Source organism: Joostella sp. (assembly GCF_048266025.1).
Classification (GTDB): Bacteria; Bacteroidota; Bacteroidia; order Flavobacteriales; family Flavobacteriaceae; genus Galbibacter; species Galbibacter atrarenae.
Genome location: NZ_JBLXAF010000012.1, coordinates 75,464 through 85,166, shown reverse-complemented (window position 1 = coordinate 85,166; position 9,703 = coordinate 75,464). Strand labels below are relative to the sequence as shown.

Below are 9,703 nucleotides of genomic sequence, written 5' to 3'. Positions count from 1 at the left end.
GGAACGAGTATAAAAGGTAGACCTAAAATCAGTAAAATGGGTAATCCTAAACTTAGAAATTTACTATTCATGTGTAGTTTTAATGCATGTAAATATAATCGCGCATGTAAGGCGCTTTACGAGCGTATTGTTGCAAAAGGAAAGAGTAAAAAGTTAGCATTAATTGCCGTGTGTAATAAACTACTTAAACAAGCTTTTGCTATTGTGAAAAATGGAATGCCTTATGATGAAAACTTTGTTTCAAGATTGAGGTAAAATCCTTTGGTTTTTACCTCAGTTCTTTGTTAGGGCACGTTATTATTCAGCGTTTATTTTTAATTTAACGAATGCTCTCATCATAGGGTTTTTAAACATATAACGAGTACTCATTCCTTTGCCTAATTTAACTAGTACATCCCCTCGATTTTCAGTAACAAGTTGGTTTAGGTTGTAAGTAATACTATTATTTTTTACATCACGACCAGTGATTTTATTATAAATCTTAACAACATCGCTGATTGTGAAAGCATTGAATTCGTCAATTTTAACTATTGCACAAGCAAACAATAAATCTCTCCATTTTGAACTGCTATTTGATGTAAGTATTGCTTTGCGATATGAAATTCTTAATTGTTCAGATGTGTTTTCAATACCTAGTCTTATTGCAATTGATAAATAGGCGTCTGAAAAAATGCTTTTTTCGTTCTCAATTATTTCTTTAGCACCATATTTACATAGTAAATGAACATAATGAGGAAAACCAGATGAAAATTCAATTATTTTATCTTTTACTTTATTGTCAATTCCAATTTCTAGTCTATTAAGACCGTTAATAATTATTTCTTCGCATTCATCATCTTTCATTTTTGGCATTTTCACTTGTTTAAGACATCTTTCTAAAGACTGGTGATTACCAATTAAATTTTCTATACTGTCAGATATTCCTACAAGTACAATTGTTGCATTAGAATTGTTATCTGACATTGATTTTATTAAATCCGCAAACGATGACCTAGTTTTTTGGGTTGAAATATTGTCAAACTCATCAAATATAAAAAGAAGTTTGCCTGCAGGTAGAGAATTTAGAATTTGTACTATGTGATTTGGTCGAACACTTTTAATGCCTCTCAATTGATTTCCAATACGAACTATTTCCTCGGCTTGTTGAGGATTGAAACCTATACCATCTGTTTTTCTTGAAAATTGAATACCATCTAATGCATTTTGCCATAGTGTTTGAAAATTGTCTTGTCTGTTACAAGTTACTTTAACGGGATATAGGTTTGTATAAGAAGTTGCCATTATGTTTGCCAAAGATGTCTTTCCAACCCCTCTCTCTCCGTATAGAATTGCGTGTTGTCCTTCTTCGTTTATTGCATCTGCAACTTTATTTAATTGATTAATTCTACCATAAAAAAAATCTTTTTGTTTAATCGGTGATGTTGGTGAGAATACTTGATTAAGTATAAATGTTTTTTCTTCTTTTGTCATAAGTTGTTTTTAATGTGCCCTAACAATTATATATAATGCATATGCACTATATAACTATTTTATATATCAAATATAAACATTCACTTTAAACATGTTATACAGTAATCCTCATTTTGGGATATACATTGTATTATTTATACTATATGTATAAAAAATTCAACAACGAAGGATTGGTTAAAATTATCTGGGAAATTACAATATTTTTCGATTTAATTGACTTCCTCTTTATCTAATTCAAAGTTAACATCTAATAATTCTTTAGGATGAACTTCTAAAGCTTTGGCTAATGCCAATAAGGTTGTGAATTGAAAGTTTCTATCACCATTTTCAATGACACTTATACTTCCTTTTGTCACGCGACATCTAGTAGCTAAATCATCTTGAGACAATCCTTTTTCATTTCTTATACGAAGTAAATTCTTACCAAATATTAATTGCCTTTTTTTGTCTAGATTACTCATTTACTGGTACCACTTTCAACAAAAACACTAATTATTTTCCATAATTTTGTTACAAGAACTTGTAACAAAGCAAAATTTTTAATATTTTAGTAAAAATTTATCTTCATTTACATTCTTTGATGGGATGGAATGAGATAGTATATTTGCAATTCTTCAAATAAAAAAATATTAGAAGCAATTGCTTTGAATCTCGACTAGAAAACTGGTACTTTTTGAGGAAACGAGATGATAAGTAAGTTTGCTCACGACCGCGGGCGTGGGCTCTCTTATCGTTTCCAAGGTATACCAGTACCTCTAGTCGGTAAGTTGAGTTTCATGCCCAATTTTTTAAATTTGCTGAACTTTTCTTAGCGTTGTTTCTTGGTATTGAGTTTTTAGGTATTGCATTATAAATATTTTTAGAATGAACCAATCGATTACTTTACTATTGTGCTATTTTGTACTACTAAACCTTTCATATGGCTTAATAGTAACCGTTATGAATAGACTTTTTAGGAAAAAGCCCAAGGGTCCGATATAAAATAATTAAGTTACGGGATTGATGATTTTTAATGATTGATTTTGGATTACGATACACGGTTATCCCGTAATAGTACACTTCACGAATCACCGAAACCACGGTGTTAATTTTTACAAGCTTAGAACGAGTAATAAAGGTATTTCCCCCAATGCCTATATCTATTGACTTTAATGTCAATGGATGAATCACTTATTGTTTAATTTTAAAAAGTATGCGTATGTAAAAAATGAAAGTAAAAGACAATATCCATTAGAACCAGTTTAAAATACTGGTAAAAAGAAGGTCTCCCAAAGTTTTGGAAGGCAGTGGGAGACCTCTAAATAACTAAACTTTTAAAAGTCTAATTAATACAACTCAAAATTATGGAAAATAATTGTGTTATAAAGGATAGGTGCAAATTATTGTTGGCCCTGCTTATCTTTTCATTTACGATGTGTTCTTTGTTCGGGAACACTAGGGGTTATTTTAATTCATTTGAATTAGCTGAATTTCAACATCGGATTACAGGGGTAGTCACAGATGTCTACGGAACACCCATTCAGGGCGTAAATGTGGAAATAAAGAATACGACTCTAGGCACTTTCACTAATAAAGAGGGTATTTTTTATCTGGAGGCTATCCCTACCGATGTTTTGGTTTTTAAATACTTGGGATTTAAATCAATTGAAGTAGTCGTGGGGAGTTCAGAGAAGCTCTCTATAGTGCTTGAGGAGGATGTTACGAATTTAGATGCCGTAACGGTTAATGCGGGATATTATACGGTTTCTGAGAAAGAAAGAACTGGAAACATCGCTAGCATATCGGCTGTTGATATAGAAAAACAGCCTGTTAACAATCCTTTGGGTGCCATGCAGGGCTATATGTCAGGTGTTAATATAATACAAGATACTGGAGTGCCTGGTGGTGGTTATGAAATTCAAGTCCGGGGGAAGAATTTTATCAATGGTGGAACGGAACCTTTATATATTATAGATGGGGTGCCTTTTGGTTCGCAATCCCTTGGCGTACCCGAACTATCAGCTGGGATTAACAATGGTAATATTAGTCCTTTAAATGCTATTAATCCTACGGATATCGAGAGTATCGAAGTATTGAAAGATGCGGATGCCACGGCTATTTATGGTGCTCGTGGAGCCAATGGTGTGGTCTTAATTACGACCAAAAAAGGCGTTGCAGGAACGACACAATTTAAAGCGAATGTGAGTAGTTCACTAGGGAGCGTTTCTCATTTTTTAAATCTTATGAATACTCCTGAGTATCTTGAATTACGGAATGAAGCAGTTATAAATGATGGATATGGTGAACTACTAGAAAATCCAGCGTATGATTTTGTTTGGCCTGACCTTAAAACATGGGATCAAAATCGCTACACCAATTGGCAAAAGGAATTAATAGGGGGGACCGCATATAGGAATAACGCACAACTTTCTGTCTCAGGGGGTAGTGCTCAAACTCAATTTTTGATTAGCGGTGCCTATCAAAAGGAAACTACAGTGTTCCCCGGGAATGCCAATTATAAAAAATATTCACTGCGTAGCAATATCAATCATGTTTCTAAAGATGATAGGTTTACAATAGGCATGACAGGGAGTTACACCATAGAAGATAATCAAATGCCTCGAACAGATCTTACCAGTAGTGCCTATCGATTGCCACCAAATGCTCCTGAATTATATACCGAAGATGGGAATATTAATTGGGAAGATAATACGTGGGACAATCCATTAGCTGTCTTAGCGGATGATTATAAGGCTCAAATACATACCTTACTTACCAATATTAATATGTCTTATCGTCTGCTGCCAAGTTTGAAGGTAATGGCGAACTTGGGGTATAATCAATATCAGATTTCATCTTACAAATTATTGTTGAATACTTCTAGAAACCCAAGTTTTGGTTTTACTCCAGAAAACTATTCGTCCATAACAACGAATGAATCATCCAGAGATTCTTGGATTGTAGAACCACAACTTCAGTGGGAGAAAAAATGGGGGATGATAGCTCTGGATGTATTAGTGGGGACTACTTTTCAACGGCAAACATCCGAACAATTGGTCTTAAAAGGCACAGGCTTTCCTAATAACAGTCTTATTCATAATATAGCAGCAGCTAATGAATTAGAGGTTCGAAACTCCAGTGATAGTGAATATAATTATCAGGCATTTTTCGGAAGGATAAATTTCAAATTAGATAATAAATACATTTTAAATATCACAGGAAGAAGGGATGGGTCCTCTAGGTTTGGTCCAGATAAGCAATATGGTAATTTTGGAGCCGTTGGATTGGCATGGTTGTTCTCAGATGAGGCATTCTTGGCAGCGAATGATGTTTTAAGTTTTGGGAAGCTTAGAGGTAGTTATGGAACAACGGGGAGTGATAATATTGGTGATTATCAATTTTTAAGTACCTACAATGTTACCGGAAATGACTATGATGGTACATTAGTATTGGAACCATCTGGGCTCTCGAATCCTCTTTTTGGGTGGGAGGTCAATAAAAAAATGGAATTTGCCTTAGAATTGGGATTTTTCAAGGATCGTATTTTATTAAATACGGCTTGGTACCAAAACCGTTCCTCTAACCAATTGGTTGGTATTCCTTTGGCGGCGACAACAGGTTTTAGCAGCTTAACAGGTAATCTAGATGCAACCGTCCAAAACAGTGGTTGGGAAGTTGATTTATTTAGTAAAAATCTGAATGGTAATGATTTTCAATGGACAACTACATTTAATATTTCAATGCCTAAAAGCAAGCTGTTGGAATTTCCAAACCTAGAGAATTCAACCTTTGCAGCAAGGTACGTTATTGGGCAGCCAATCACCATTCAAAAGCTTTATAATGCTACAGGGGTTGATCCTGATACAGGGATTTATCAATTCGAAGATTACAATGATGATGGAACTATAAGTAGTTTAGAAGATCGTCAGTGGATAGAAGATACAGCACCAGATTTTTATGGAGGATTGGGAAATACATTTACCTATAAAAATCTATCATTGGATGTTTTCTTTCAGTTCAAAAAGCAAAAAGCTTATAATTATCTCAGACAGCAGGCGGCACCAGGTTTAAAGAATAATGCTTCGGTTGCCTTTTTGGATAGATGGCAGCAACCAGGAGATCAATCGTCCTTAATGATGGCTACCTCAGGGCTAAATGCTAGTTTAATACCAAGTCGGGACTATTACAGGCAAAGTAATAAAACTATAAGTGACGCCTCATTTATGAGACTTCGAAACGTCACTCTAAATTATGCGATACCTAGTAAGGCAAATGAGAACCTTTCCATCAATATATACCTACAAGGTCAAAACTTGTGGACCTTGACTGGATTTGATGGTCCAGACCCGGAGCAACCTTCTCATATTATATTACCACCACTACGACAAATTACATTAGGCGCACAGTTTAATTTTTAAATTAAAGATCATGAAACATACTAAAACATTATTAAAACATACGCGGATTATAGGCCACAGTCCTTTCTCTATAAAAATCCTTGTAATTCAAATTATGCTGTTGGCGAGTCTGAATTCTTGTTCAGAGTTTGTCGCTGTTGACCCTCCTAAAAATATTTTGGTTTCCGAAACCGTTTTTAAGGACGCAGCAACTGTTGAATCAGCCTTGGCCAATATTTATTATACTTTGAGAAATCAAGGGATGGTGAGTTATAATATAAGTGCAGATATGGGGATCTATGCAGATGAGTTAGATTATTATTCCTCGAACGCTGATAAATTATCTATTTACCTTCATAGTATGACTCCTATAAACAGTAGGGCATCTTATTATTGGACAAATACTTATGCGCTTATCTATGCTGCCAATGATATTCTTGAAGGGCTGGCGAGCTCCGAGACGTTAAGTTCTGATGAAATTGCAATTTACAAAGGGCAGGCACTTTTTATTCGGGCATACCTTCATTTTATATTAATAAATATATATGGAGATGTTCCGTTGGTAACAAGTACCGATTATTTAACAAACAATAGTATCGAACGTTCCGCAACAGCAGTCGTTTATGACACAATCATTGAAGATTTAAAACGTGCCGTAAATCTATTGAACTCGGAAGACCTTACAGGTGAACATGTAATACCCAACAAAGCAGTAGCCAATGCGCTACTCGGGAGGGTGTATTTGTATACAGAAAATTGGGAATTAGCAGAAGAAACATCTTCTTTGCTCATTGATGAATTTGAATTGGAATCAGATTTAAGTAAAGTGTTTTTAAAGGAGTCCAGAGAAACCATTTGGCAATTTAAATCAGACCCTGCAAATGTTAGAAATACTTATGAAGCTACTCAATTTATAATACAAGCCATCCCTGGAAATAGTTATGCTTTAAGTGATTCGCTTTTAAGTGTTTTTGAATTGGAAGATGAAAGATTGAAGCAGTGGGTGGGGAGTTTTACCAGTGGAGATGGCTTGACAACTTTGCATTTTCCATATAAATACAAAGCGCCTCTAAGTGAAGAGGAGACTTTAGAATATTCAGTTGTATTTAGATTGGCAGAGCAATTTTTAATTAGAGCGGAAGCGAAGGCACAACAGGGAAACATCGTGGGATCTCAAAACGATTTAAATAGGATTAGATTAAGAGCTGGTCTTGGGAAAACAACAGCTGCTACAAAGGAGACCCTTTTAAGTGCGATACTCGATGAGCGTTTTATGGAATTATTTTCCGAACAAGGACATAGATGGTTCGATTTAAAACGTACTGGTAAAGCAGGGGCTATTTTGGAGTTGGTAAAACCAAATTGGAAATTAACAGATGTTCTTTGGCCTGTGCCCGAAGCTGAGATAGAACGCAATGCTAATTTACTACCACAAAACACAGGCTATTAACTTATCTAATATTAATAACATGAAAACTTATTTGTTAATGGTGTTATTTGTATTTCCCTTGTTAGTATTTGGAACTACGGTAACGAAAAAATTAGTAACATTGACCGATATAGTGGAAAATAAACCCAACAATGGTTTTATTGAAGCTCGGCTAGAAAATAAGAGTCTTTATTTGGGGATTCCTAAATCACTTTTGGATAAACCAATGCTACTAATAAATCATCAAGATAGAGCTAGGTTGGAGAATAAATATGTGCTTTGGACTGAGCATGGTAGTAACTTATTTTTGAAGACTCCAGGTACTATTGAATCATCCTCAGGTATTTTGATTCCCATGGGAAATGAAGGTTCAATGCACGATGAAATAATTGCGACCTTTCCAATTAACGAATTAAAAAGCAATGCTAGTATGATTTGGGTGAACGCCAGTGATTTATTTTTGAATCCACTGCTCACAGAATGGAAGGCAGCTGTTAGTCAAGGCACCTTAAAAAGTCAGTCTTTTATTAAAGGTTTTAAGTACTTTGAAAACGAACTCGTTGTTAAAGTAGCCCAAGTAAATTCAGGAAAGAAGAATACTTGGATTGAGGAAGTCGATTATAGTCTTTTCTTATTACCAAAACCTATGAAATCAAGACCATTTGATCATCGTATGGGATTTTTTAGTGCTGATAATATGAGTTTTAATACCATAAATTATAAAGCAGAAACCCCTAAGGCCAATATTGCAAGATGGCGATTGGAGAAAAAAAACAAGGGTGCTTCAATTAGTGAACCGGTGAAACCTATAACCTTTATACTTCCAGATGTTATTCCCAAGAAATGGAGACCCTATGTAAAAGCAGGTATTTTAGAATGGTTGCCTGCTTTTGAAGCTGCTGGTTTTAAAAATGCACTTGAAGTAAAAGAGGAAACAGTTAATGATTCCAATCCCTACTTTCATAGTGTCCATCATAACCTGGTAATTTGGGGAAATAAGGCAAACATAAGAGGATTTGAAAATAAAAAAGGTGCTACAGCCTTTTCAATATCGGATTTAAGATCTGGAGAGATATTAAAATCCAACATCCATTTTGGATCATCATATCAAAGCATTATGGATAGATATATTGTAAGGTGTGCGCCCTTGGATTTTAGAGCTCAGCAATATCCTTTACCTGATGAACTCTTGGGAAAGCTGATTCAATCTACAATAGCTCATGAAGCTGGTCATGCTTTTGGGTTAATGGATGCACATTACGGAGAATATTCATATCCATTTGAAAAAATGAGAGATGAAGCGTGGTTAGAACATATGGGGCACACGCCAAGTATCATGAATTATGCAAGGCAAAACTATATCCCCCAACCAGAAGATAGTATTTCTCCTTCATTGTTAATACAAAAGGTTGGGCCTACAGACATTTATAATATTAAATGGGCTTATACACCATTTAATAGGGTGTCCGCTAATGAAGAAAAGGTGGCATTAGAGAATAGTGTTCGAGAGCAGGACTCCATCCTTTGGTATCGTTACAATAAAGGACAGCATGAGCTAGTTGGTCCTGGGGCCACTGACGAAGTTGTAGAGAGTAACAACCCCGTAGAAAGTACAAAGTTGGGTTTGAAAAATATGAAAAGGGTGCTAGAACTACTACCCGAGATAAATAAAAATCAAAGCGATTACTCCTTAATGGAGCGATTACATGAAACTGTATTGGAACTGTGGTTTAAACAAATGAGACAAGTATTGTCATTGGTTGGAGGTTATACCATTTATTATAAATCGGGGAGGCAAAAAGGAGATGTCTATACACCAATAGCTTTGAATATTCAACAAAACGCTTTGATGTTCTTTATTCAGCACACATTTAATGCACCCGATTGGTTGATTAATCCATCTTGGATGAAAGGATTACATTATTCAACGTATCCAGATAAACTTATGGACTTTCAAATGAGGTTATTGATGGAAAGTATTGGACAACGGCGTTTAAAACGATTGGCCTATTTAGAAGAGCACTACCCAACCTTTAACAGTGTTACATCAGATTTTTTAATTAAAATACAAAACAGCCTATTCAATGAATTGGAAGAAGATCATATCCAAATTAGTTTTAGAAGACAACAGCTTCAACAGGTATACGTGGAAGCTTTATTAAGGGTGATTCAACAAAAAGTAGGAGAGTTAAACGCTGTGGGAAACGTAAATTATAACAGTTACTCGAAAAGTCTCTTTTTTGATAATTTATTGAATTTAAAATTAAAAATAGCATCATGTGTAGATAAGAAAATAGACGTAAAAACGTCTGGGCATTTAAAGTTGATACTAAATCAATTAAACGATATTGAATAATTTTAAAAGGAATAGCAAATATGGAAAAGGTGTCGATTGTGACACCTTTTCTTTTTATAATTTTTATATAAT

5 protein-coding genes and 1 pseudogene are annotated in these 9,703 nt (G+C 34.8%); 4 read left to right on the top strand and 2 right to left on the bottom strand.

What is annotated here, in order from left to right:
- Nucleotides 1-255: pseudogene (locus ACN0TY_RS16230) on the top strand (IS110 family transposase); the annotation flags it as partial.
- A gap of 42 nt (nucleotides 256-297) precedes the next feature.
- Here the strand turns inward: ACN0TY_RS16230 and ACN0TY_RS16225 are convergent.
- Together ACN0TY_RS16225 and ACN0TY_RS16220 are read right to left on the bottom strand one after the other, a co-directional pair.
- Entirely contained in the window at nucleotides 298-1,470 is a 1,173-nt protein-coding gene (locus tag ACN0TY_RS16225) for an AAA family ATPase (RefSeq protein ID WP_417445288.1), read from the bottom strand.
- A 209-nt stretch (nucleotides 1,471-1,679) separates the two neighbouring features.
- On the bottom strand, nucleotides 1,680-1,931 hold the full coding sequence (locus ACN0TY_RS16220) for a helix-turn-helix domain-containing protein (RefSeq protein WP_417445287.1): 252 nt from the start codon (nucleotides 1,929-1,931) through the stop codon (nucleotides 1,680-1,682).
- Between the two features lie 951 nt (nucleotides 1,932-2,882).
- On the opposite strand from ACN0TY_RS16220, the gene ACN0TY_RS16215 reads away from it, so the two are divergent.
- Genes ACN0TY_RS16215 through ACN0TY_RS16205 form a run of 3 tightly spaced genes read left to right on the top strand, consistent with a single transcriptional unit; the run spans nucleotide 2,883 to nucleotide 9,631 of the window.
- The gene (locus tag ACN0TY_RS16215) at nucleotides 2,883-5,867 is read left to right on the top strand and encodes a SusC/RagA family TonB-linked outer membrane protein (protein WP_417445289.1); all 2,985 of its coding nucleotides are present in this window, start codon (nucleotides 2,883-2,885) and stop codon (nucleotides 5,865-5,867) included.
- Nucleotides 5,868-5,877: 10 nt separating this feature from the next.
- A complete protein-coding gene (locus ACN0TY_RS16210) occupies nucleotides 5,878-7,296 on the top strand; it encodes a RagB/SusD family nutrient uptake outer membrane protein (RefSeq protein WP_417445286.1) in 1,419 nt (472 codons plus the stop codon).
- Between the two features lie 19 nt (nucleotides 7,297-7,315).
- Nucleotides 7,316-9,631, top strand: coding sequence for a zinc-dependent metalloprotease (locus ACN0TY_RS16205; RefSeq protein ID WP_417445285.1), 2,316 nt, complete (start codon nucleotides 7,316-7,318; stop codon nucleotides 9,629-9,631).
- Nucleotides 9,632-9,703 lie beyond the last annotated feature (72 nt).

Excerpts from the sequence above, each read along its gene's own strand:
- ACN0TY_RS16210 (WP_417445286.1), top strand. The coding sequence starts at position 5,878 with ATGAAACATACTAAAACATTATTAAAACATACGCGGATTATAGGCCAC.
- ACN0TY_RS16215 (WP_417445289.1), top strand. The coding sequence starts at position 2,883 with ATGTGTTCTTTGTTCGGGAACACTAGGGGTTATTTTAATTCATTTGAA.
- ACN0TY_RS16205 (WP_417445285.1), top strand. The coding sequence starts at position 7,316 with ATGAAAACTTATTTGTTAATGGTGTTATTTGTATTTCCCTTGTTAGTA.
- ACN0TY_RS16220 (WP_417445287.1), bottom strand. The coding sequence starts at position 1,931 with ATGAGTAATCTAGACAAAAAAAGGCAATTAATATTTGGTAAGAATTTA.
- ACN0TY_RS16225 (WP_417445288.1), bottom strand. The coding sequence starts at position 1,470 with ATGACAAAAGAAGAAAAAACATTTATACTTAATCAAGTATTCTCACCA.